Here is a 21,638-nt window from a genome sequence, read left to right on the forward strand (position 1 = left end):
GGGTGCCATAGCAGGAGAGCAGCCGCCTTGTTCGACCCCAGCAAAAGAGGATGGAATTCCAATTTAAGACTGTGTAGAACGTGACTTCCAACACAGGAGAGCCATCGGAGCTCCGCCACCCGAATTGCCGCGGCGTTGCCGCAGCCCGCTAACACACCGATCAACGGAGAGAGAGACATGGACGCCACGGCACTTGACGCCGACCGATCGACGCAACCTTATAAGGTGAGGGTCGAAAGCAACCTACCCGTTCCGATGCGCGACGGCGTCGTGCTCCGCGCCGATGTCTACAGGCCAGAGGGCGACGGGCCCTGGCCGGTGCTGCTCTCTCGCACGCCCTACAACAAGTCGGCGGTCGAGCAGCTTTTGACGCTCGATCCCGTCCGTACAGCGCAGCGCGGATTCATTGTCGTGATGCAGGATACGCGGGGTCGAACCGACTCGGACGGAGAGTGGATGCCGTTCCGCCATGAGCGGGACGATGGCTATGATTCCGTAGAATGGGCGGCAAGACTTCCCGGCGCCAATGGGCGGGTCGGCATGTTCGGCGGCAGCTATGTCGGCAACACCCAGTGGATGGCGGCTCTTGCGCAGCCGCCCTCGCTTGGCGCGATCTCGCCGATGGTCACTTGGTGCGATCCCATGGATGGTCTGTACGGCCGCGGCGGCGCGATCGAGTGGGGCCTGGAGCTGCCATGGACCCTCACCATGGGCTTCGAGCACGTGATGAAACTGCCTGTACCGATCGAGGAGCGAACCCAGCGGGGTCAAACCCTCCTCGAGGATTACGAGGCGATGACGTCCAAGAGCTACTGGGATCTGCCCGTGCGTGGCAGCGCGACTCTGAAAAAGCACGCCTTGCCCGGGCTCGGCGCAATTCGCGCTATCGACGACCCGGACAGCATCGGCTGGTGTCGGGTCGCCGGCCAGCACGAACAAGTCCAGGTGCCGAGTTTGCACTGGGGCGGATGGTACGACGTATTCCTCCAGGGAACGCTCGACAATTACATCGCCGCGACCGCGGCCGGACAGGATGCCCGCCTGCTGGTCGGCCCATGGACGCACGGCGTCTTCCGGGACCCTATCGGCGACCTGTGCTTTGGGGCGATGTCTTCACGACTCGGCGCACCTGTTCATCCGCACGGCGATACCAATGACTTCCAGCTGGCATGGTTTCGCCAGCACCTCGTTCCGGAAGCACAGGTCGACTTGCCCGGCGCACCCGTGCGCATTTTCGTCATGGGCAAAAACATATGGCGCGACGAGCAGGAATGGCCGTTGCAGCGTGCCCGGGTCCAGCGGCATTACCTGCACGCTGATGGCAGCTTGACCACGGCCGAGCCGGCCGGCACCGAAGCGTCGACGACGTTCACCTACGATCCTGCCGATCCTGTTCCAACGCTGGGCGGGCTCCTCGTCATGGCGAGCGCCTATCGCCCTGGTCCGCTGGATCAGGCACAGGTCGAAGCGCGCGATGACGTCTGCGTCTTCACCTCCGCGCCCCTCACCGAGGAGTTGGAAGTGACCGGCCGCATCCGCGTCGTCCTGCATTCGGTCAGTTCGGCGCCCTCTACCGACTGGGTGGCACGCCTTTGCGACGTCCATCCCGATGGCCGCTCCTTCAACCTGAGCGACGGCATTTTGCGGGTGACTGCCGGGGCCGACGAGGCCGGCCGGCACGTCATCGATCTATGGTCTACCAGCAACCTGTTCCTCGCCGGGCACCGGATCAGGGTCCATGTAACCAGCAGCTCCTTCCCGCGCTGGGACCGCAATCTCAATACGGGAGACCAGGATAGCGGCGCGATGCAGGTTGCCCAACAGCGCATTTTCCATGACACCAAACGTCCGTCGTTTATCGAACTTCCGGTGGTGGATTCAGCGGGAACAGCTTCCTCATGAGCGCCGTAGATCGTGCTGGAGTGATTCGAAGTCAGGTGAAATCACCTGACGGCTCAAAAATCACGGAGAATTGAAGCGAGCTGGACTCGATCCAATTCAATCTGAACTGGATCGGGTCTGGTGTCCTGAATCCGAAGTTCCTTGCTCTTCTCTCGTCATCTCGGCGAAGGCTGGGGCCCATGTCCCTCTCCTTTCACTGTCATCAGCGGTGGATGGAGACATCGCCCGGCCTCGAGCTCGACCCACCCTGCCCCGCCTTGCAAGCAGTCGAAGGGCGAAGGCGGCGTAACGTAGGCGATTTTCAGAATCACCATATTAGGCCGAAGCCGTTTCGCGATTCGATGTGAAGGCGACGATGGCGATCAGCCGCTGCTTACAAGAACTCTTCTATTCCATATATTGACAGAATGTTTATTCCATATCATACCGGAGTGGCGCAACACGCTGTGCAGCGGCCGGCCGGATAATCGGCGGCGCATGCTGCTTACCTGGGGAGGTTCCAATGAAGGTTAGGGTAGTTCTGCTGAGTAGCGCGGCTCTTGCTGCGGCCACTGCAGCATTTCCAGCGGCAGCGCGCGCGGAGGCTCCATCGCAATCGAGAGTTGCGACTGCACAATCCGGCGATCGCTCTGAAGGCGGTATTCAGGACATCATTGTCACCGCCCGTCGTCGCAGTGAGAGTGCGCAGACCGTCCCGGTCGCCGTCAGCGTGGTAAACGCAACCGCGCTCGAGCAGCATCAGGTTCTCAATGCCTACCAGCTCGTGAACCTGACCCCGAGCTTGCAGGTGCAATCGTCGAACCAGCAGGCGGGGGCAGTGAACTTTACCATCCGCGGGATCGGTACCACCGTCTTCGGTACGCAGACCGAGTCCAGCGTCGGCATCGTCATCGACGATGTGGTCATGAGCCGTCCGCAGTTCGGCAACGTGCAGTTCTTTGACCTTGATCGTGTTGAGGTCCTGCGCGGGCCACAGGGCATGTTGTTCGGCAAGAATGCGGCGGCGGGCCTCATCAACATCTCCACCGCGCAGCCGAAACTCGGCCGCACGGAATTGTTGGCCAACGCGACCTACGGTAACTCGACAGCGCCCGGCAACGGCAACACGGCGGCGCTTCAGGTGGCAGGGAACATTCCGATAGCCGCGAACGCGGCAATCCGCATAGCCGGCTTCGTGAACCGTCAGGACGGTTTCGTGAAGGACATCGCGCTCCACCAGGATCTGGGTAACACCACCTATGGCGGCCGCGTGAAACTGCTGTGGGAGCCGACGGATGGCGTTCGCCTCACGCTGGCAGGCGACTACCAGCGCTCGGAGGGGCCCGGCGAAGGCGTGCTGGTCCACACCTATACGGCGCCTGGCGGCCTGATCGCTACTATTGACGCCCGCAACGGTATTGTCGCGTCACCGACCAATCCAGTATTCGCAACAAGTGTCCCCGACGACAACAGTTCGGACGTCTATGGCGTCTCGCTGAAGGCCGAGATTCAGCTCGGAGGCGGCTACACGTTGACCAACGTGCTCGCGCACCGCCGCTACAAGGTGAAGACTTCGGTCGACACTGACACAACGACCGCCGACCTGTTCGACACCAACACCGGCGGTAGCAATTATCGTCAGACGACCGAGGAGCTTCGGCTGAGTTCGCCCGACAACGGTCGCCTGAGCTACCAGCTCGGCCTGTTCTATCTGGACCTTCACGCGCAGTCCGACCTCCTTCAAGGGGTCAATCTCGGCGGGCCGGCGCCGGGCCCCGGCCTCTCGCTGCTAGGTGGATTCCTTGACACGACGTCGCCGGTAAAAAGCTATGCCGGCTTCTTTGAGGGCCAGTATCGAATCACCGACGCGATTCGGATCACCGCCGGCGCCCGTTATACCCATGATGAAAACGTCTACATTCTCTCGCTGACCAACCCCGCCGCTCTAATACCGCTTTACGGGCCTGAGATCCGGTTCCGCGGTCGCATCACGAAAGACAACATCTCGTACCGCTTCGGCCTGGACTATGAAGTGGCCAAGGACGTCCTGGCATACGTGACCTATTCACGTGGTTATAAGGGACCGACATTCGACCAGATCAGCGGCACGCCGGTTGCCCCCGAGTATCCGACCAGCATCGAGCTGGGTGTCAAGTCGACACTGCTCGACCGCCGGCTGCGACTGAACGTCGCACTGTTCGACACGAAGTTCGACGGCTTCCAGACGCAGGCGCAGAAGCCCGGGACTGCCGCCGGCTTCATGACCCTCAACGCCGGCGAGTTGAAGAGCCGGGGTGTAGAGGTCGAGTTCACGGCTTTGCCGTTCCCAGGACTCACGATCAGTGGTGGCACGACCTACAACGATGCCCAATATCGCAACCTGCCGGGCGTGCCCTGTTATTATGGCCAGCCCACCGGTGCCAGCGGACGGAACGTCTGCATGCCGAACGGAACCACGGACGTCAGCGGCAACCAGCTCGCCAATGCGCCGCGCTGGACCACGTCCATAACGACTCGCTATGAGCAGCCCGTCTCCGCCGACTGGGTCGGCTTTGTCCAAGGCGATATCTACCACCGCTCCTCCTTCTACTTCACGCAGACGAAAGATCCGCAGACCAAGATCAAGTCCAACGCGATCGTCGGGCTCTCGGCCGGCGTGAAGACCGCTGACGATCGGCTCTCGCTGACAGCCTTCGTCCGAAATCTGTTTGACAAGCGCGTCCGCAGCTACATTCTCGCCGACCCAGTCGCCGGATTTTATACCGGGGCATCCGGCCGAAGTGACGCCGCGTTGGGTGGAGACTATTGGTCCAACTTTGGGCCGAACTCGTTCCGCACCATCGGCCTCACGCTGAACTATCGCATGTAAACCATAGCGCAGGGTGAGGCGCGCGCATCTCCAACAGCGTTGTTGGAGATACAGCGTGCATCACCCTGCCTATAGTGGTTTCAAATCGGGGAATCAGCACAGCCTCGACAGGCTTCAATCACTGCCAACTTGGTATGACGTCGCCCCGGCGGAGGCCGGGGCCTCTGCCGGTTCGTGGCCGGACGTTATCGCGAAAGCTACCGAGATCCGGTCTCCGCCGGGGCAACGCTTCAATCCAGATGAAGAGAAGTCTAGGCGGCCTTGGCGACCGTAACGCCCTCATATTTGGCGTCGCCGGGATTGTAGAGCGGCTGGACCGAGAAGGTCTCCGCCGTCAGCGAGACACTGCTGAGCCCTGCCAGCTTGAAGGTGCCGAGCTTGAGCTCGGCCGGAACCTTGCCATCGCGCAGCATCACGACGCCATCGACGAAGAGATCGTCATGGCGCGTGTAGAGGATGTGCGGCGCAATCTGCATGCTGGTGCGGTTGTAGACCGCGACGATGCACAGCTTGCGGCGCACGGCCTGAGCCAGCAGTTCGGCTTCCGGCGACAGCGGCGGGCCCTCGGAGGGCATCGCGGCGCGGCTGAGCGAGAGGGTCTTTCGAGGCGTCGACATCGCACCGGCGCATATCGGTGCTGGGCCGACAACGCAAGCGTGGCGCGGTTCAGCGTGGCGCAAGCATGGCGGGATTAGCGCCGCGGGATGATCCGCATCCTCATCGTCGCCTCGCTGCTGGCCGCCGCCACCGCTCCCGCCTTCGCGCAGGTCGAGGACGCCGAGCATCGTGCCGACCGACTGCGCACTATCGAACTGAACAGCCGCGCCCAGGCCGTGGTCAATCGCCGCGACCGCTCGAATGCGGATATCCGCGCGGCCAACCGAAAGGCGCAGCAGCGCTACGAACGCGAGCGGGCCGAGTGGCGCGAACGCGTCGCCGCCTGTGAGGACGGCGACTACAGCGCCTGCCGGCAGTAATCGCCTCTAAAGAAACGGGCCGGAGTTTCCCCCGGCCCGCACCTTCTCACATATTCGGATAATTCGGCCCGCCGCCGCCCTCGGGCGTCACCCAGTTGATGTTCTGGGTCGGGTCCTTGATGTCGCAGGTCTTGCAGTGGACGCAGTTCTGCGCGTTGATCTGCAGGCGCGGCGCGCCCTCGTCGCGACCGACGATCTCATACACCCCGGCCGGGCAGTAACGCTGCTCGGGCGCGTCGTAGAACGGCAGGTTGATGTCGATCGGGACGCTCGGGTCCTTGAGCTGCAGGTGGACCGGCTGATCCTCCTCATGATTGGTGTTCGACAGGAACACCGAGGACAGGCGATCGAAGCTGATCACGCCATCGGGCTTGGGATAGACGATCTTCGGCGCGATATCCTGGCGCCACATCCCCTCATTGTCCTTGTGGTGCTTGAGGGTGAAGGGAAGTCCGATGCCGAGGTTGTTCATCCACATGTCGACGCCGGCCAGCAGCGTGCCGGCAAAGGGGCCGAACTTCGCCACGAACGGCTCGCTGTTGCGGACGATCTTGAGCTCCTTGGCGATCCAGCTGTCGTTGAGCGCCGCCGGATAAGAGGTCAGCTCGTCGCCCTCGCGCTCGGCGGCGATCGCCTCGAACGCGGCCTCGGCGGCCAGCATGCCCGATTTCATCGCGGTATGGCTGCCCTTGATGCGGGGCACGTTGACGAAGCCGGCCGAGCAGCCGATCAGCGCGCCGCCCGGGAACACGAGCTTGGGCACCGCCTGCCAGCCGCCCTCGTTGATCGCCCGCGCGCCATAGGAGATGCGGCGGCCGCCCTCCAGGATCTCGCGGATCTTGGGATGCTGCTTCCAGCGCTGGAATTCCTCGAACGGATAGAGGTGCGGATTCTTGTAGCCAAGGCCCACCACGAAGCCGAGCGCGACCTGGCCATTGGCCTGGTGATAGAGGAAGCCGCCGCCGACCTCGTCGGTGAGCGGCCAGCCCTGGGTATGAATCACCCGGCCGGGGACATGCTTGTCGGGATCGATGTCCCACAATTCCTTGATGCCGATCGCATAGGTCTGCGGCTGGCAGTCCGATTCGAGATCGAACCTGCCCTTGAGCATTTTCGACAGATGACCGCGCACGCCCTCGGCGAAGAAGGTATATTTGGCGTGGAGCTCCATGCCGGGCTGATAGTCCGGCTTGTGCTCGCCTTCGCGGCTGACGCCCATGTCGCCGGTCGCGACGCCCCGCACCGAGCCATCTTCATTGTAGAGTATCTCGGCCGCCGCGAATCCCGGGAAGATCTCGACGCCCAGATTTTCCGCCTGCCCCGCCAGCCAGCGGCACAGGTTGCCGAGCGACAGCGTATAGGTGCCCTCGTTGCTCATGAAGCCGGGCATCGCGATGTGCGGCATCGAGAACTGCCGGTTCTTGGTCAGGATCCAGTGATGGTTCTCGGTCACCGGCACCGTGAGCGGACTGTCCAGGTCCTTCCAGTTGGGCAGCAGCTCGTCGAGCGCGATCGGATCGACCACGGCACCCGACAGGATGTGAGCGCCTACCTCGGAGCCCTTTTCCAGGACGCAGACGCCGAGTTCGCGTCCGCTTTCATTGGCAAGCTGTTTCAGCCGGATCGCTGCGGCAAGGCCCGCCGGGCCCGCTCCAACGATCACGACGTCATAAGCCATGGAATCGCGCGTCGACATGTACCTCGTCCTCGTTCCTGCTTCCGATCATCGCGTCAAAAAAACGTCACGCCCTAAAGCCGCTGCCCGCAGATTGACGCCTTCGTCAACCCATTCCTTTACTCCCGGCCATGATGGTTGGGGGAAATATCGGATCATCGGCAGACATCGCCAGCCTCCTGGGCTGGTGGCAGGACGCCGGTCTCGACACGTTGATCGACGAGGAACCGCGCGACTGGCTGGCCAGAATCGAGCGGCCGGCGCCGGCTGTTTCGGCGGCGCCCGTTTCCGCCAAGGCCACCCAGCCCACCGCGTCGGCTTCGCTGACCGCCTTCCCGGACACTCTCCCGGCATTCCAGGCATGGCTCGCCAGCAGCGAGAAACTCTCGATCCCGCTCCGCGATCGGATTGCGGCGGCGGGCGACGCGGCGTCGGGCCTGATGGTGCTGGTCGATCTTCCGGAGGCGGACGACAGCGCCTCGGGCAAGCTGTTGTCAGGCGCTGCCGGCCAGCTGTTCGACAAGATGCTGGCGGCAATCGGCCGCAACCGCGATTCGCTCTACCTCGCCGCGATGGCGCCCGGTCGTCCCGCCGGCGGCTATGTCGACAAGGCATCGGGTACGCTGTTCGGCGAACTGGCGCGCCACCATGTCGCGCTCGCCAAGCCCAGGGCGCTGCTGCTGATGGGCGAGCAGCCCGCGCGGGCCTTCCTGAACCTCGGCTTCGTCGAGGCGCGCGGCCGGCCGCATGACGTGAAGCTCGCCGGCGGCGCCACCACCGCCATCGCCACCTTCCACCCGCGCACCCTGCTCCAGCACCCCGAACAGAAGAAGCGGGCCTGGGACGATCTCCAGTTGCTGATGAAGACTCTCGGATGATGCGTTCGCTTCTCCTTGCCGGCGTGCTGGCGTTCACCCCCGCCCTCGCCGCCGCGCAGAATGCCGTCGCCGTCCCGGTCGCTGCGGCCGGTCTCGCCGCTGCCGCCCAGCCATTGCCGGTCGTCTCCGGCCTGACCGCCGATCAGCGCAGCCAGTATCGCACTATCTTCGGCGCAATCCGCAGCAGCGACTGGGCAGCCGCCCAGGCCGGCATCGCGGCATTGCCGGGCGGGCTGCTGACCGACGTGGCCCAGGCCGAACTCATTCTCGCCAAGGGATCGCCCAAGGTCGCGGACGACGCGCTCGCGACTTTGTTGGCCAGCGCTTCGGATCTTCCCGAAGCGGCGGAGCTTGCCGCCATCGCGTCGCGCCGCGGACTGAGCACACCCGCCCTGCCGATCGCCCGCGATTTCGTTCGCTTCGCCGGCCCTTCCAGGCGCCAGTCCGCGCGCGCCATGCGCAACGACAGCGCCGCCGCTGCGCTGGCCCAGATCGCCACCCCGCTGCTGCGCAGCGACCAGCCCAGCGAGGCGGAAGCCGTCATCACCGCCCGCCTCGGCGATCTTTCGCCGGAAGCGCAGGCCGAATGGCTGCAGCGGCTCGCCTGGGGCTATTATCTTACCGGTGACGACGCCAACACGCGCCGCATTGCCGATCAGGCGCGCGGCGGCGTCGGCGACTGGGCGGTCCAGGCGAGTTGGGTCGCAGGCCTCGCCGCCTGGCGGCAGAAGGATTGCCTGAACGCCGGCATCGCCTTCGAGCAGGTGTCGACCCGCGCCCGCGACCCGGAGATGATCGCCGCCGGCCTCTACTGGACCAGCCGCGCCGACATGGCGTGCAACCATCCCGAGCGCGTCGAGCCACGGCTGCGCACCGCGGCGCGGATGAAGGAAAGCTTCTACGGCCTGATCGCACAAAACGCGCTCGGGCTGAGCGACGACGGCGCTTCGACCATGAAGCTGACCGCCAACGACTGGGCGGGGATCGGCGCGATCGCCAATGTCCGCCGCGCCGCGGCTCTAGCCGAGATCGGCGAGTCGGCACTGGCGGAGACGACGCTGCGCTACCAGGCGCGCATCGGCCTCAGCCGCGATCATGAATCGCTGGTCCACCTCGCCGCCCGCCTCAACCTGCCGGCAACCCAGATCTGGCTGGCCCAGAACGGCCCCTCCGGCACGCAGCTTTCGGCAAACGCGCGCTATCCGATGCCGGGCTGGGTGCCCGCCTCGGGCTGGCAGGTCGACAAGGCGCTGGTCTTCGCCCACGCGCTGCAGGAATCGCAGTTCCGCACCGAAGCCACGAGTTCGGCGGGCGCCCGCGGCGTCATGCAGCTGATGCCCGCCACCGCCGCCATGGTCGCCCGCCACCAGGGCCGGACGATTGACCCGGCAATGCTGGCGCAGCCCGCCACCAGCATCGAACTGGGCCAGGCCTATCTGCGCGAGCTGGCCGATAATATCGCCTCGACCGGCGGCCTGCTCCCGAAGGTCATCGCCGCCTACAATGCCGGGCCCAACTCGGTCGCAAACTGGAATGCGCGCGGGCGCAATCTCGCCGATCCGCTGCTGTTCATCGAATCGATCCCGTTCAGCGAGACCCGCGCCTATGTCGCGATCGTGCTGCGCAATTACTGGATGTACCAGCGCCAGTCGGGTGCGAAACCCGCCAGCCTCGCCGCGATCAGCCAAGGGCTATGGCCACGCTTCCCCGGCCTGCCCGGCCGCGACGCCGTCCGCCTGACCTCGCTGGGCGCGCCGGCCGCCGCGGACTGAATCCTGCACATACCGTCATGCCAGCGAAGGCTGGCATCCATGTCTGCCTTCTCTCGCAGTGGCATCTCGTGCCATGACAGACATGGACCCCAGCCTTCGCTGGGGCGACAGAGAACCCGCAAATGCCGATCAAAGACGACCTGCCCTTTCATCCCGTCCGCATCGCGGTGCTCACGGTGTCCGACAGCCGCGATCTCAGCCAGGACCGCTCGGGCGACACGCTCGTCGCCCGGATCGAGACTGCGGGGCATATCCTCGCCGACCGCGCCATCGTTCGCGACGAGGTCGAGTTGATAGTCGCCCGGTTGCACGGCTGGATCGACGACCCGCAGGTCGATTGCGTCATCACCACCGGCGGCACCGGCGTCACCGGACGCGACGTCACCCCGGAGGCGCTGCGCCAGGTATGGGACAAGGAGATCCCCGGTTTCGGCGAGCTGTTCCGCTGGCTCAGCTACGCCAAGATCGGCACCTCGACGATCCAGTCCCGCGCCACCGCCTGCGTCGCCCGCGGCACCTATATCTTCGCGCTTCCGGGTTCGACCGGCGCGGTGAAGGACGGCTGGGACGACATCCTCGTCCACCAGCTCGACAGCCGCCACATGCCCTGCAATTTCGTCGAGCTGATGCCGAGGCTGATGGAGCGCTGAGCCCGGGCCGCGTTAGCGGTCTGCAAGCGCGAACACGCGCCGCGGTATCCCCGCGAGAGCCAAGGCGGTGGATGCCGCCGCCTGGCGCTTGAGGGTCAACAAATTACGCGATCTTCAGCCCTTCGACGTTCATCGCCTTGGTCAGCTTCGCGTTCTCCTCCTCGCTCAGCAGGCTGCGCAGCTTCGGGAAGACCTTTTCCTCCTCCTCGCGCATATGCTCTTCGATCATCGTCCGGAAATCCCGCAGCTTGGGCAGGAATTGCGGGTGATCCGCGGCCATGCTGCCCAGTTCGAACAGATATTGCTTCACATAGCCGTGGTCGCTGTTGAGATGATCGGCCTCCTCGACCTGGCTGTGGACGCGGAGCGTCGTGTAGACCGCATTCTCCTCCTCCAGCGCATGCTTGGTCAGCGCATGGGTGAGCTGGGTAAGCAGCAGCGAGCGGCGGACCTTATGGCTGTCCTCGGTCTTCTCGAGCATATCGAAGATCCCCAGCGCGGCCTTATGCTCGGCGGCAAGGGCATGGTCCCATTCCCCTGCCATCATCGTCGGCGCCTGGATGAAGATCTTGCGAACGGCATTGGCGGCAAGCCCGGCCGTCAGGCCGGCGGCGGCTCCGAACGCGAAACTACGAGTGGTCTTTTCCTCCAACATGGCTGCTCTCCTGATGTCATGGGATTTGGCGGTCAGAACGAAGCACACCCCCGCCGGGTTGCGGAAACGCAGGTGAAACAACCAGTTACAGCAAGCTTAGCTGGTCCGTAGGCACGCGGAACAGGTCGGTGCGCAGCTCCAGCCGCTCGCTATTGAGGCCATGCCGCGCACAGGCGATCTTGAAGCGGGTCTTGAGCGCGGCGGCATAGGCGCCCTTCGGCCTGAACCGATCGAAGAAGTTCGGGTCATTGTCGCGCCCGCCGCGCATCTCGCTGATCAGCGCCATCACCTTGGCGGCGCGATCGGGATAATGGACCGCGAGCCACTCGCGGAACAACGGCGCCACCTCATGCGGCAGCCGCACCACCAGCGAGAAGGCGCCGCGGGCCCCGGCCTCCGCGCCGGCCGCAACGATCGCCTCGATCTCGTGATCGGTGATCGCCGGCACCACCGGCGACACGCTGATCGACGTCCATATGCCGGCCTGTGTCAGCGCCCTGATCGCGGCGATCCGCTGGTGGGGTGCGGAGGCGCGCGGTTCCATCCGCCGGGCTATGGCCGGATCGAGCGTCGTCACCGACATCATCACCGCGGCGAGGCCCTTCGCCGCCATCGGCCCGAGCAGGTCGATATCGCGCACGATCGGCGCCGATTTTGTGGTGATGATCAGCGGATGATCATGCTCGGCCAGCACTTCGATCACCGATCGGGTGATCGCGAAGCGCGCCTCGATCGGCTGATAGGGATCGGTGTTGGTGCCCATCGCCATCGGCGTGCAGCGATAGCCGCGCTTCGCCAGCTCCTTGCGCAGCAGCAGCGCCGCATCGGGCTTGGCGAACAGCTTCGTCTCGAAATCCAGGCCGGGCGACAGATTATGATAGGCATGGCTCGGGCGCGCGAAACAGTAGATGCAGCCATGCTCGCAGCCGCGATAGGCGTTTATCGAGCGGTCGAAGGCGATATCGGGCGACTGGTTGCGGGTGATGATCGTCCGGGGATGCTCGATCGTCACCTCGGTACGCAGCGGCGGCCCCTCGCCGTCGATGGCGTCGCGCCCATCGAGCCAGTCGCCGTCGCTCTCACGCGCCTTGTCGTCAAAGCGCCCGCTCAGCGCGGCATTGGTCGCGCCCCGCCCCTTGATCGCTGGCGGTAAGGGAGGCGGCGAGTCGGGCATGAGTTAGAACATACAGAGAACAAAAAGAAGCGCAACGGTCGAGCGCCACTTCGTCATCCCGATGAAAATCGGGACCCACAGGCGCCGAAAGAGAGCCATGAATGCCGACCTGTCAGCACATTAGCTTATTCGTTGCGTATATGGGTCGCGATTTTCATCGGGATGACTACTCCTGCAGCCGTCCTACCCCACTACTTCGCGGCAGCCGCCTTGTTTGCCGGCTCGCTGCCGATCAGCCCGCCCGCCTTGCGGCGGTTGCCCACCCAGTCGACGATCGCCCGGCCGGTCGCATTCAACAGCGGGTGGGTGCGCGAACTTCGCATCCAGCCCGGCCGCTCCGAGGTCGCGCCGTAGAGCGTGTCATAGCCGAGGTTGATCAGCAGATAGCCCAGCGTGACGATGATCAGCCCTTTCAGCGCGCCGAAGCCGAAGCCGAGCACGCGGTCGAGCGGCCCGAGCACCGAGGTCCGGGTGCGGCGGCCGAGCGAGCCGGCGATCAGCTTGCCGCCGGCATAGACGATCAGGAACACCAGCGCGAAGGCGAGCACGCTCGCGCCGCTGGCATTACCGACGACATGCAGCAGCAGCCCGGTGGCGGGACCATGGAACAGCTTGAGCGCGAAAATCGCCGCGACCCAGGCGAACAGCGAGATGATCTCGGTGATGAACCCCCGGATCAGGCCGAATATGGCGCCGCCGAAGATCGCCAGCAGCACAATGATATCGAGACCGGTCAAGCCATGCATATGCGGCAGCTTGCTACCGCCGCCCGAGGATATGGTCAACGAGCGCGCCGAGCGTCGTGAAGCTCGCCAGCCGAATTCCGGCCTGCTTTTCATCCTTGCTGCCCGGTGCCCACGCCGAACCGAAGCCCAGCTTGGCCGCTTCCTTGAGCCTCAGGCCGGCGTGCGCCACCGGCCGGATCTCGCCCGACAGCGCGACCTCGCCGAACGCGATGCAGTCGGTCGGCACCGGACGTTCGGCCAGCGCGGAGACCAGCGCCGCCGCCACCGCCACGTCCCCGGCCGGGTCGGAGATGCGATAGCCGCCGGCGACGTTCAGATAGACTTCGGCGGTGGAGAAGCTCAGCCCGCAGCGCGCCTCCAAGACCGCGAGGATCATCGCCAGCCGCCCCGAATCCCAGCCGACCACGGCCCGCCGCGGCGTGGCCCCGCTCTGCAGCCGCACGGTCAGCGCCTGGATCTCGACCAGCACCGGCCGCGTCCCCTCGATCGCCGGGAACACGGTCGCCCCGCTCATCCCCTCGCCGCGGGCGGTCAAGAACAGCGCGCTCGGATTGGCGACCTCGTCCAGCCCCTCCTCCGCCATCGCGAACACCCCGATCTCGTCGGTGCCGCCGAAGCGGTTCTTCACCGCGCGCAGGATGCGATATTGGTGGCTGCGCTCGCCCTCGAAGCTCAGCACGGTATCGACCATATGCTCGAGCACCCGCGGCCCCGCGATCGCGCCGTCCTTGGTGACATGCCCGACCAGGACCACCGCGGTGCCGCGATCCTTGGCAAAACGGATCAGTTCCTGCGCCGAGGCGCGGACCTGGCTGACCGTGCCCGGCGCGCCCTCGATCAGATCGCTGTGCATCGTCTGGATCGAATCGATCACCAGCAGCGCCGGCGCGGCCTTTTCGAGCGTGGTGAGGATATCGCGCACCGACGTCGCCGAGGCCAGTTGCACCGGCGCCATCCCCAGGCCCAGCCGCCGCGCCCGCAGCCGCACCTGGTCGGCCGCCTCCTCCCCCGAGATATAGGCGACGCTCTGCCCCGCCAGCGCCATCCGCGCCGCCGCCTGGAGCAGCAGGGTCGACTTGCCGATCCCCGGATCGCCGCCGATCAGCGTCGCCGAGCCCGGCACGAAGCCGCCGCCCATCGCGCGATCGAACTCGGCGATCCCGCTCGACCAGCGCTTCGGCAGCGGGATATCGGCGTCGAGCCCGACCATCGCTATTGCCTGCCCGCCGGTGCGCAAATTGTGCTTGGCCGAGAATATCGTGACGTTCGAGGCTTCCTCGATCATCGTGTTCCACTCGGCGCAATCGGCGCACTGCCCCTGCCAGCGCGTCGCGACACTGCCGCATGCCTGACAAACATAGCGCTTCTGCGGTTTGGCCATGATCCACCCTGGTCTTGATTCTTCGAACAAAAGGAGTACATCAAGCTTTGTGCCATGACAAGCAGCCCGGAGCAATCAGGTGAAGCGCGCGGACGATCCCCACTTCGTCATCCCGATGAAAATCGGGACCCATACCCGTAACCAAGAAGGCTATGCGCTGACAGGTCGGCAATTCTTCCCTCTCTTTCAGCGCATATGGGTCCCGATTTTCATCGGGATGACGAAGTGAAAGCGGCGCATCCAGCGCCTGGGACTGTAGCTTCGCGTTCATCCCATTGCCCTGAAAGCAGCCGGGCCAGGCTCGCGCAGCTACTTACGTCGCGGCCGGCCCGCGTCGACAGTGCCCAGACAGTCGAAAACCGGCGCATCTGGTCCCGCGCCAGCGAGCAGGAACGCCGCAGGATGCTGAAGGATTGCGGCTGGCTGTGATCCGCAACAGGCGCTAAGCCACGAGGATGCGGGAGAAGGAACTGCGGCTCGCGCTGGTCTGCTACGGCGGGGTCAGCCTTGCCGTCTACATGCACGGGATCACCAAGGAGCTGTGGCGGCTCGCCCTCGCCAGTCGCGCCTTTCACGATGGCGCTCCCGAAAGCCAGGGCAGCGAGGCGATCTATCGAGCGCTGCTCGAACGGATCGAGGCCGACAAGGGCGTGAAGCTGCGGGTGCTGATCGATGTGATCGCGGGCGCCAGCGCCGGCGGCATGAACGGCCTGTTCCTCGGCCATGCGATCTCGACCGGACGATCGCTCGAACCGCTCACGACCCTGTGGCTGGACCGCGCCGATGTCGAGGTGCTGCTCGATCCCGACGCCCGCCCGCTGTCGCGCTTCTCGAAATTATGGGCGCTGCCCTTCGCCTGGATGCTGGCGCGCCGGCGCGGCGGAACGGTCGAGCGGACCGTCGCCATCGGCACCCGCGCCGAGGTGCGCCGCAAACTGTCCGGCTTCGTCCGCGCGCGCTGGTTCCATCCGCCGTTTGGCGGCGTCACCTTCACCAATCTCATCCTTGACGCCTTCGACGCGATGGCCGCGGGACCCGCCGGTCTGCCGCTCCTGCCGGAGCGCCAGCCGCTCGACGTGTCGGTCACCGTCACCGACTTTCATGGCTATAATCAGCGGCTGCGGCTGCACAGCCCGGCGATGGCCGAGGAGCGCGAGCACCGGCTGACGATCGGCTTCGTCGATCGCGGCGTGGGCATGCGCCACTTGGCCGATCCGGCCGAGCTGGCCTTCGCCGCGCGCGCCACCGCGAGCTTCCCTGGCGCGTTCCCGCCGTTCAACGTCGCCGAACTCGATGGCGTGCTGAAGAGCCGCGGCCGCGACTGGCCGGGGCGCGAAACCTTCCTCGACCGGATCTTTCCCAATGCCGCGGCCAGCGGCAGCCCGGAGGACCTGGTGCTGATCGATGGCTCGGTGCTCGCCAATGCGCCCTTTCGGCCGGCGATCGAGGCGCTCCGCAACCGCCCCGCCCGGCGCGAGGTCGACCGGCGCTTCGTGTATCTCGATCCGACCGCCAACATACAGGACCCTCCCGAACGTCATCGCGACGGCAAGGTCCGCCTGCCGGGATTCTTCGCCACGATCTTCGGAGCGATGTCGACCATACCGCGCGAGCAGCCGATCCGGGACAATCTCGAGCTGATCGAGCAGCGCTCTATCCGCATCGCGCAGACGCGGCGGATCATCGAGGCAATCCGGCCCGAGGTCGATGCCGCCGTCGAAGGCGCCATGGAGCGGCAGATCCTGCTCTACCGGCCGAGCCCCGAACGGATCGGCGGATGGCGCGCCCGCGCCCACGAGCATGCCGCCCGCCGTGCCGGCTTCACCTATGCCGGCTATGGCCAGCTCAAGTTGACGATCATCGCCGACGAGCTGACTTCGACGATAGCCCTGCTTGCCGGCGCCGAGGATGCCACCGCGCGTCACGCGATCCGCAGCGGCGTTTCCGCGCTGATGCGCGCGCAGGGCTTCGAGGGACCGGAGGCGCTGGGGAACGGTGGAACCAGCAGCGCACTGCTCGCCTTCCTCCGCCGGCATGATCTCGACTTCCGCATCCGCCGCCTGCGTTTCCTCGCCGACCGCCTGACCGAAATCGAAGCCGGCAAGGGCGGCAGCACCGAGCCCGCCCTGCAGGCGGCGCGCGATGCGATCTACCGCTCGCTCGCACCATTTCTCGATCTGCAGATGCGCGATCATTATGCCCCGCCGGTGGTGGCCGCCGCGCAGCATTTCGCCGACGATCCTGCCACCGCCATCGCCAGCATCGCCGCAACGCGCAACCTCGAGGCGCTGGATACCGATACCGATCGGGCGATCGCCGCCGTTCTGCCCCGCCTCGCCAAGGCCGACCGCCGGGCACTTCTGCTCGGCTATCTCGGCTTCAGCTTCTACGATCTGGCGACCCTGTCGCTGATCCGGCTGCAGGGTACCCAGGAGTTCCATGCGATCCAGGTCGACCGCATTTCCCCGGATGACGCCAGCTCGATCCGCAAGGGCGGCGCCGCCGCCACCCTCAAAGGGATAGAGTTCAACCTTTTCGGGGCCTTTTTCAGCCGCGCCTATCGCGAAAACGACTATCTGTGGGGCCGCCTGCATGGGGCCGAACGGATGATCGATATCGTCATATCGGCGATCCCGCCGGGCGAGACGATCCCGGACGAGGATATCGCCGCCATAAAGCAGACGCTGTTTCGCGCGATCCTCGATGAAGAGCGGGGACGGCTGGCAGCCATACCCGAGCTGATCGCCGCGATCGATCAGGAAATCGGACAGTTGCGCCCCCTTCCGGGGCAAGGGGACTGGACGGTCCCCGCTTCGTCATCCCTATGAAAATCGGGATGACGACGTGAAAGTGGAAAATAGCGCCACGGATCGTAGCCGCGCCTTCCCCGCTTGCCCTTCCCGTTCGAGGCGTCTTGACCACGCTTCGTCGCTGGAGGACAAGCGGCGCCATGCATTTCCTGAAGACCTTGTTCTGGGTGATCCTGGCCGTGGTCGCGGTGATATTCTCGCTGCGAAACTGGACGCCGGTGCCCGTCAATCTGTGGGCCGGGCTGACCGCCGACATCAAGCTGCCGATGCTGATGGTGATCGGCATGGCGATCGGCTTCCTTCCGACCTACGCCGTTCACCGCACCAAGCTGTGGCGTCTCAAGCGCAGGATCGACAATCTCGAGCGCAACGCGCTGCTGGCCAGCGCGCCGGCAACCGAGCCCGCTCCGCAACCGACGGGGCCCAGTTTTGAAGCGTAGTCCGATCTATGTGGCGATCGACACGCCCGACATCGCCCGCGCGAAGGAGATCGCCGCGCGCGTCCATCATCATGTCGGCGGCATCAAGCTGGGCCTCGAATTCTTTTCGGCGCACGGCCAGGCCGGCGTCCGCGAGATGGCCACGCTCGATCTGCCGATCTTCCTCGACCTCAAGCTCCACGACATCCCGAACACGGTCGCCAAGGCGGTACAGGCCCTGAACGGCCTGCAGCCCGCCATCCTCACCGTCCACGCGGCGGGCGGGCTGGCGATGATGGAGGACGCCAAGGCGGCCGCGCCGGTGGGGACAAAGGTCGTCGCCGTCACGGTGCTGACCAGCCTCGACGATGGCGACCTGGATTCGATCGGCGTCCCCGACGACAGCCACGCCCAGGTCCAGCGCCTGACGATGCTCGCCAGGGAGGCCGGGCTCGATGGCGTCGTCTGCTCAGGCAACGAGGTGAGGGCCGCCAAGAAATTATGGCCCCAGGGCTTCTTCGTGGTGCCCGGGATTCGCCCTGCCGATGGCAACGGCCTCGCCGACCAGAAGCGGGTGATGACGCCGCGCCAGGCGCTCGACCAGGGTGCATCGATCCTGGTGATCGGCCGGCCGATCACCGACGCGGCCGATCCCGATCATGCCGCCCGCTCGATCGAGGCGACGCTCTGAACGGCGGCCCGGTCGATGAGACGGGGCTGCTGCAGCGCGAGGGCAGCGGCTTCGTCCTCAAGCGCGACCAGGGCGGCTATTATAGGCTCGAGCTGCACCGGACGCCGGTCGACCTGGTCGAAAAGCGCGTGCGGCTGATCGGCGTGATGATCGGCCGCGATCATGTCGCCGTGGACGGCGTGCAGCCTGCCTGAAGAGGGTTGAGAGATCCTCGGCAAATAAGCAGTAAAACTCATGGAACGCGACGGAGAAGCCCGCGTTGGCCTAGGCTGGGGCCCTCGGCAAAGCCTTATCTACCGAAACGATAGATTTTCTTTCTTCTCTTTCATCAGGGTAGAGATAACTATCGTCGCAGACAAACAGGGGAAGATAATGAAGAAACATCTCACCATCTTCACGGCCTTGGCGGCTGCGCTCGCGGCGGTGCCCGCTACGGTTGTCCAGGCGGCACCGGTCCAGCTGCTCAACGTGTCCTATGATCCGACCCGCGAGCTCTATGTCGCGGTCAATGCGGCCTTCGCCAGGAGCTGGAAGGCCCAGACCGGCCAGGATGTGACGATTCGGCAGAGCCATGGCGGCTCCGGCAAGCAGGCGCGCTCGGTGATCGACGGGCTCCCCGCGGACGTCGTGACGCTCGCGCTTGCCTATGACATCGACGAAATCTCGTCGCGGGGCAAGCTGCTGCCGGCCAACTGGCAGTCCCGCCTGCCCAACGCCAGCGCACCCTATTATTCGACGATCGTCTTCCTTGTCCGCAAGGGCAACCCGAAGAACATCCGCGACTGGGACGATCTGGTGAAGCCGGGCGTCAAGGTCATCACCCCCAATCCGAAGACCAGCGGCGGCGCCCGCTGGAATTATCTCGCCGCCTGGGGCTATGCCCAGCGCAAGACCGGCAGCGTCGCCGGCGCGCGCGACTATCTGGTCAAGCTGTTCCGCAACGTGCCGGTGCTCGACAGCGGCGCTCGCGGCTCGACCACCACCTTCGTCCAGCGCGGCCAGGGCGACGTCCTGCTCGCCTGGGAGAATGAGGCGTTCCTCGCGGTCAACCAGCTCGGCAAGGGCAAGTTCGACATCGTCGTGCCCTCGGTCTCGATCCTGGCCGAGCCACCGGTCGCGCTGGTCGATGCGAATGTCGACAAGAAGGGAACGCGCAAGGCGGCCGAAGCCTATCTGCGCTTCCTCTACACGCCGGCCGCGCAGCAGATCATCGCCAAGAACTATTACCGCCCGCGCAACCCGCAGGTAGCAGCCCAGTACAAGGGGCAGTTCCCCAACGTCGCGCTGTTCACGATCAAGAATTTCGGGGGATGGGCGAAGGCCCAGGCGGTCCACTTCAACGATGGCGGCCTGTTCGACCAGATCCTCGAAGACGCCAAGAAATAAGCTTCGGTTCCCCCGGGGCGGGGGGAGCGGGCGACCACCTCGCTCTCCCCGCTTCAGGCAGTGCTTAAACCAAGACCTCAGGGAGTCCCCCATGCGCCATCTTCTGCTGGCAGGCGTTGCCTGCCTGGCCATTCTGCCTGCGCCGCTTCTCGCACAGGAAGCTGCCCCCATCCCCGACCAGGTAGAGGCTTTCCCCGATAACGCCAACACCATCGACACGGTGATTCCGTCCGAAGATGCTCCGGCGGCGGCGACGGTCGCAAAGACCGGCGATGCCGTGCTCGACCGCCTCAACGCGCTCGAAGCCAAGGTGCAGCAGCTCGAGGCGCGCAACAAGCAGCTCGAGGACGAAGCCAGCGCCACCCAGACCCGCGTCGAGAAGGTCGAGGTTCGCGCCGCACGCGCCGTCCAGGCCGGGCCGGCCCCGACCTTCGCCGATGTCGGCGGCAATTTCACCTTCAAGCCGCGCGGCACCTTCCAGATCGACTATGCCGCCTATAACCGCCGTGGCGCCGGCCGCTACGATTACAACAGCGGCACCGACATCCGCCGCGGCCGCTTCGGCTTCGACGGCACCTTCTACAAGAATTTCAAATACCGCATCGAAGCCGAGTTCGTGAAGAACAGCGTCAACCTGCTCGACGCCTATGTCAGCTATGGCGGCATCAAGAACTGGGTGTTCACCGTCGGCCAGCAGAAGGCGCCGTTCGGCCTCGAAGCCAACACCTCGGACGCCTTCAACAGCTTCCTCGAGCGCGGCATGGCCAATGCGGCGTTCGGGCAGGTGGGCGCCGAGCGGCGCGTCGGCGTGACCGCGGCCTACCAGACCGACAAGCTCAACGCGACGATCGGGCTGTTCGGCAGCGGTGAGGCGGTACAGCGCAACGAATCTACTCCGGACGAAACCTATGGCGTCAACGCCCGCGTTACCTGGGACCCGATCCTCGACACCGGCAGGCTCCTCCATGTCGGTGCCTCCGGCTTCAAGGTTGCCAGCATCGCCGCGCACACCATCTCGGGCCTCGGCGATCGCCCGGGCAGCCGCGTCGACGGTGGCCGCCTCGTCTCGATCAACATCAACGGCACCGCACCGTCCGGCGGCATTCCGACCGGCGCGCGCAATGCCACCTATTGGGGTCTCGAAAGCGCCGCCGTGTTCGGTCCCTTCTCGGTCCAGGGCGAGTATAATCATCTGAGCGTCGACCGCTTCGGCGCGGCGCCGACCGTGGATGTCGATGGCTTCTATGTGTTCGGCAGCGTGTTCCTCACCGGCGAATCGCGCAGCTTCAAGAATGGCGTGGTCGATCGGTTGAAGCCGTTCAACGACTTCGCGCCGGGCGGCGGCTGGGGTGCCGTCGAGCTTCTGGCACGCTATGACACGCTCGACCTGACCGATGCCGGCTTCCAGAGCATCGCCGGACGCGCGGTGAAGCGGAAGGGCGAGACCTGGACGCTGGGCCTCAACTGGTACCTCAATCCGAACGTGAAGTTCGTCGCCAACTATATCCGCTTCAAGGGCCAGAATTCACCGCTGGTTTTCCCGACAATTCCGGCTAACAGCCTCAATGGTCCGAACACCACCGCCAAGGGCGATGTAATCGGAACGAGGCTTCAGGTTGATTTCTGATCGATCTGCCACGATGTCAGGGGCCGGGCCACGTCCGGCCCCTGTGT

The 21,638-nt window shown here is 65.3% G+C and carries 19 protein-coding genes; 12 read left to right on the top strand and 7 right to left on the bottom strand.

The window, feature by feature from the left end:
- Window positions 1–177 precede the first annotated feature (177 nt).
- The gene (locus AAC645_RS16995; protein ID WP_340317739.1) at window positions 178–1,902 is read left to right on the top strand and encodes a CocE/NonD family hydrolase; all 1,725 of its coding nucleotides are present in this window, start codon (window positions 178–180) and stop codon (window positions 1,900–1,902) included.
- Window positions 1,903–2,404: 502 nt separating this feature from the next.
- The gene (locus AAC645_RS17000) at window positions 2,405–4,750 is read left to right on the top strand and encodes a TonB-dependent receptor (RefSeq protein ID WP_340317740.1); all 2,346 of its coding nucleotides are present in this window, start codon (window positions 2,405–2,407) and stop codon (window positions 4,748–4,750) included.
- Between the two features lie 251 nt (window positions 4,751–5,001).
- On the opposite strand, the gene AAC645_RS17005 is transcribed toward AAC645_RS17000, so the two are convergent.
- A complete protein-coding gene (locus AAC645_RS17005) occupies window positions 5,002–5,367 on the bottom strand; it encodes a hypothetical protein (protein ID WP_340317741.1) in 366 nt (121 codons plus the stop codon).
- An 87-nt stretch (window positions 5,368–5,454) separates the two neighbouring features.
- Here AAC645_RS17005 and AAC645_RS17010 point away from each other — a divergent pair, with 87 nt between their 5' ends.
- On the top strand, window positions 5,455–5,727 hold the full coding sequence (locus AAC645_RS17010) for a hypothetical protein (protein ID WP_340317742.1): 273 nt from the start codon (window positions 5,455–5,457) through the stop codon (window positions 5,725–5,727).
- Window positions 5,728–5,773: 46 nt separating this feature from the next.
- Here the strand turns inward: AAC645_RS17010 and AAC645_RS17015 are convergent, their stop codons facing one another.
- A complete protein-coding gene (locus AAC645_RS17015) occupies window positions 5,774–7,423 on the bottom strand; it encodes an electron transfer flavoprotein-ubiquinone oxidoreductase (RefSeq protein ID WP_340317743.1) in 1,650 nt (549 codons plus the stop codon).
- 110 nt (window positions 7,424–7,533) lie between these two features.
- On the opposite strand from AAC645_RS17015, the gene AAC645_RS17020 reads away from it, so the two are divergent.
- The 3 genes from AAC645_RS17020 (at window position 7,534) to moaB (ending at window position 10,702) form a co-directional block, all read left to right on the top strand.
- Window positions 7,534–8,280, top strand: coding sequence for a uracil-DNA glycosylase (locus AAC645_RS17020; protein WP_340317744.1), 747 nt, complete (start codon window positions 7,534–7,536; stop codon window positions 8,278–8,280).
- The gene (locus tag AAC645_RS17025) at window positions 8,277–10,052 is read left to right on the top strand and encodes a lytic transglycosylase domain-containing protein (protein WP_340317745.1); all 1,776 of its coding nucleotides are present in this window, start codon (window positions 8,277–8,279) and stop codon (window positions 10,050–10,052) included. The genes AAC645_RS17020 and AAC645_RS17025 overlap by 4 nt, the downstream gene beginning before the upstream one ends.
- A gap of 122 nt (window positions 10,053–10,174) precedes the next feature.
- A complete protein-coding gene (moaB, locus tag AAC645_RS17030; protein WP_340317746.1) occupies window positions 10,175–10,702 on the top strand; it encodes a molybdenum cofactor biosynthesis protein B in 528 nt (175 codons plus the stop codon).
- A 103-nt stretch (window positions 10,703–10,805) separates the two neighbouring features.
- Here the strand turns inward: moaB and AAC645_RS17035 are convergent, their stop codons facing one another.
- The 5 genes from AAC645_RS17035 to AAC645_RS17055 all read right to left on the bottom strand — a co-directional run bounded on the left by AAC645_RS17035 (window position 10,806) and on the right by AAC645_RS17055 (window position 14,929).
- Window positions 10,806–11,357: a hemerythrin domain-containing protein gene (locus tag AAC645_RS17035; RefSeq protein WP_340317748.1), complete on the bottom strand. Its 552-nt coding sequence runs from the start codon at window positions 11,355–11,357 to the stop codon at window positions 10,806–10,808.
- A gap of 85 nt (window positions 11,358–11,442) precedes the next feature.
- Window positions 11,443–12,531, bottom strand: coding sequence for a PA0069 family radical SAM protein (locus AAC645_RS17040; protein ID WP_340317750.1), 1,089 nt, complete (start codon window positions 12,529–12,531; stop codon window positions 11,443–11,445).
- A gap of 191 nt (window positions 12,532–12,722) precedes the next feature.
- Window positions 12,723–13,277 (bottom strand): CvpA family protein, encoded by a 555-nt coding sequence (locus AAC645_RS17045; RefSeq protein WP_340317789.1) that lies wholly within the window; start codon window positions 13,275–13,277, stop codon window positions 12,723–12,725.
- Window positions 13,278–13,290: 13 nt separating this feature from the next.
- On the bottom strand, window positions 13,291–14,658 hold the full coding sequence (radA, locus tag AAC645_RS17050) for a DNA repair protein RadA (RefSeq protein WP_340317751.1): 1,368 nt from the start codon (window positions 14,656–14,658) through the stop codon (window positions 13,291–13,293).
- Window positions 14,659–14,698: 40 nt separating this feature from the next.
- Window positions 14,699–14,929, bottom strand: coding sequence for a hypothetical protein (locus AAC645_RS17055; RefSeq protein WP_340317753.1), 231 nt, complete (start codon window positions 14,927–14,929; stop codon window positions 14,699–14,701).
- Window positions 14,930–15,113: 184 nt separating this feature from the next.
- On the opposite strand from AAC645_RS17055, the gene AAC645_RS17060 reads away from it, so the two are divergent.
- The 6 genes from AAC645_RS17060 to AAC645_RS17085 all read left to right on the top strand — a co-directional run bounded on the left by AAC645_RS17060 (window position 15,114) and on the right by AAC645_RS17085 (window position 21,591).
- A complete protein-coding gene (locus AAC645_RS17060) occupies window positions 15,114–17,486 on the top strand; it encodes a patatin-like protein (protein WP_340317754.1) in 2,373 nt (790 codons plus the stop codon).
- A gap of 122 nt (window positions 17,487–17,608) precedes the next feature.
- Window positions 17,609–17,908 carry a LapA family protein gene (locus tag AAC645_RS17065; RefSeq protein WP_340317755.1) on the top strand — a complete coding sequence of 100 codons (300 nt, stop codon included), beginning with the start codon at window positions 17,609–17,611 and terminating at the stop codon, window positions 17,906–17,908.
- Window positions 17,898–18,578, top strand: coding sequence for an orotidine-5'-phosphate decarboxylase (gene pyrF / locus AAC645_RS17070; protein WP_340317756.1), 681 nt, complete (start codon window positions 17,898–17,900; stop codon window positions 18,576–18,578). The genes AAC645_RS17065 and pyrF overlap by 11 nt, the downstream gene beginning before the upstream one ends.
- Window positions 18,579–18,607: 29 nt before the next feature.
- Window positions 18,608–18,772: a DUF5818 domain-containing protein gene (locus tag AAC645_RS17075; RefSeq protein ID WP_340317790.1), complete on the top strand. Its 165-nt coding sequence runs from the start codon at window positions 18,608–18,610 to the stop codon at window positions 18,770–18,772.
- Window positions 18,773–18,950: 178 nt separating this feature from the next.
- The gene (locus tag AAC645_RS17080) at window positions 18,951–19,964 is read left to right on the top strand and encodes a sulfate ABC transporter substrate-binding protein (protein WP_340317758.1); all 1,014 of its coding nucleotides are present in this window, start codon (window positions 18,951–18,953) and stop codon (window positions 19,962–19,964) included.
- A 91-nt stretch (window positions 19,965–20,055) separates the two neighbouring features.
- Window positions 20,056–21,591: an OprO/OprP family phosphate-selective porin gene (locus AAC645_RS17085; protein ID WP_340317760.1), complete on the top strand. Its 1,536-nt coding sequence runs from the start codon at window positions 20,056–20,058 to the stop codon at window positions 21,589–21,591.
- The last annotated feature ends 47 nt before the right edge of the window (window positions 21,592–21,638 follow it).

Origin of the sequence: Rhizorhabdus argentea (genome assembly GCF_037861105.1) — a bacterium.
Taxonomy (GTDB): domain Bacteria; phylum Pseudomonadota; class Alphaproteobacteria; order Sphingomonadales; family Sphingomonadaceae; genus Rhizorhabdus; species Rhizorhabdus argentea.

What these genes read in the sequence shown, in the direction of transcription:
- AAC645_RS17005 (WP_340317741.1), bottom strand. Translation starts at nt 5,367, where the DNA reads ATGTCGACGCCTCGAAAGACCCTCTCGCTCAGCCGCGCCGCGATGCCC.
- AAC645_RS17035 (WP_340317748.1), bottom strand. Translation starts at nt 11,357, where the DNA reads ATGTTGGAGGAAAAGACCACTCGTAGTTTCGCGTTCGGAGCCGCCGCC.
- AAC645_RS17020 (WP_340317744.1), top strand. Translation starts at nt 7,534, where the DNA reads ATGATGGTTGGGGGAAATATCGGATCATCGGCAGACATCGCCAGCCTC.
- AAC645_RS17040 (WP_340317750.1), bottom strand. Translation starts at nt 12,531, where the DNA reads ATGCCCGACTCGCCGCCTCCCTTACCGCCAGCGATCAAGGGGCGGGGC.
- AAC645_RS17055 (WP_340317753.1), bottom strand. Translation starts at nt 14,929, where the DNA reads ATGAACGCGAAGCTACAGTCCCAGGCGCTGGATGCGCCGCTTTCACTT.
- AAC645_RS17025 (WP_340317745.1), top strand. Translation starts at nt 8,277, where the DNA reads ATGATGCGTTCGCTTCTCCTTGCCGGCGTGCTGGCGTTCACCCCCGCC.
- AAC645_RS17000 (WP_340317740.1), top strand. Translation starts at nt 2,405, where the DNA reads ATGAAGGTTAGGGTAGTTCTGCTGAGTAGCGCGGCTCTTGCTGCGGCC.
- AAC645_RS17010 (WP_340317742.1), top strand. Translation starts at nt 5,455, where the DNA reads ATGATCCGCATCCTCATCGTCGCCTCGCTGCTGGCCGCCGCCACCGCT.
- AAC645_RS17065 (WP_340317755.1), top strand. Translation starts at nt 17,609, where the DNA reads ATGCATTTCCTGAAGACCTTGTTCTGGGTGATCCTGGCCGTGGTCGCG.
- AAC645_RS17045 (WP_340317789.1), bottom strand. Translation starts at nt 13,277, where the DNA reads ATGCATGGCTTGACCGGTCTCGATATCATTGTGCTGCTGGCGATCTTC.
- AAC645_RS16995 (WP_340317739.1), top strand. Translation starts at nt 178, where the DNA reads ATGGACGCCACGGCACTTGACGCCGACCGATCGACGCAACCTTATAAG.
- AAC645_RS17015 (WP_340317743.1), bottom strand. Translation starts at nt 7,423, where the DNA reads ATGTCGACGCGCGATTCCATGGCTTATGACGTCGTGATCGTTGGAGCG.
- radA (WP_340317751.1), bottom strand. Translation starts at nt 14,658, where the DNA reads ATGGCCAAACCGCAGAAGCGCTATGTTTGTCAGGCATGCGGCAGTGTC.
- AAC645_RS17060 (WP_340317754.1), top strand. Translation starts at nt 15,114, where the DNA reads ATGCGGGAGAAGGAACTGCGGCTCGCGCTGGTCTGCTACGGCGGGGTC.
- moaB (WP_340317746.1), top strand. Translation starts at nt 10,175, where the DNA reads ATGCCGATCAAAGACGACCTGCCCTTTCATCCCGTCCGCATCGCGGTG.
- AAC645_RS17085 (WP_340317760.1), top strand. Translation starts at nt 20,056, where the DNA reads ATGCGCCATCTTCTGCTGGCAGGCGTTGCCTGCCTGGCCATTCTGCCT.
- AAC645_RS17080 (WP_340317758.1), top strand. Translation starts at nt 18,951, where the DNA reads ATGAAGAAACATCTCACCATCTTCACGGCCTTGGCGGCTGCGCTCGCG.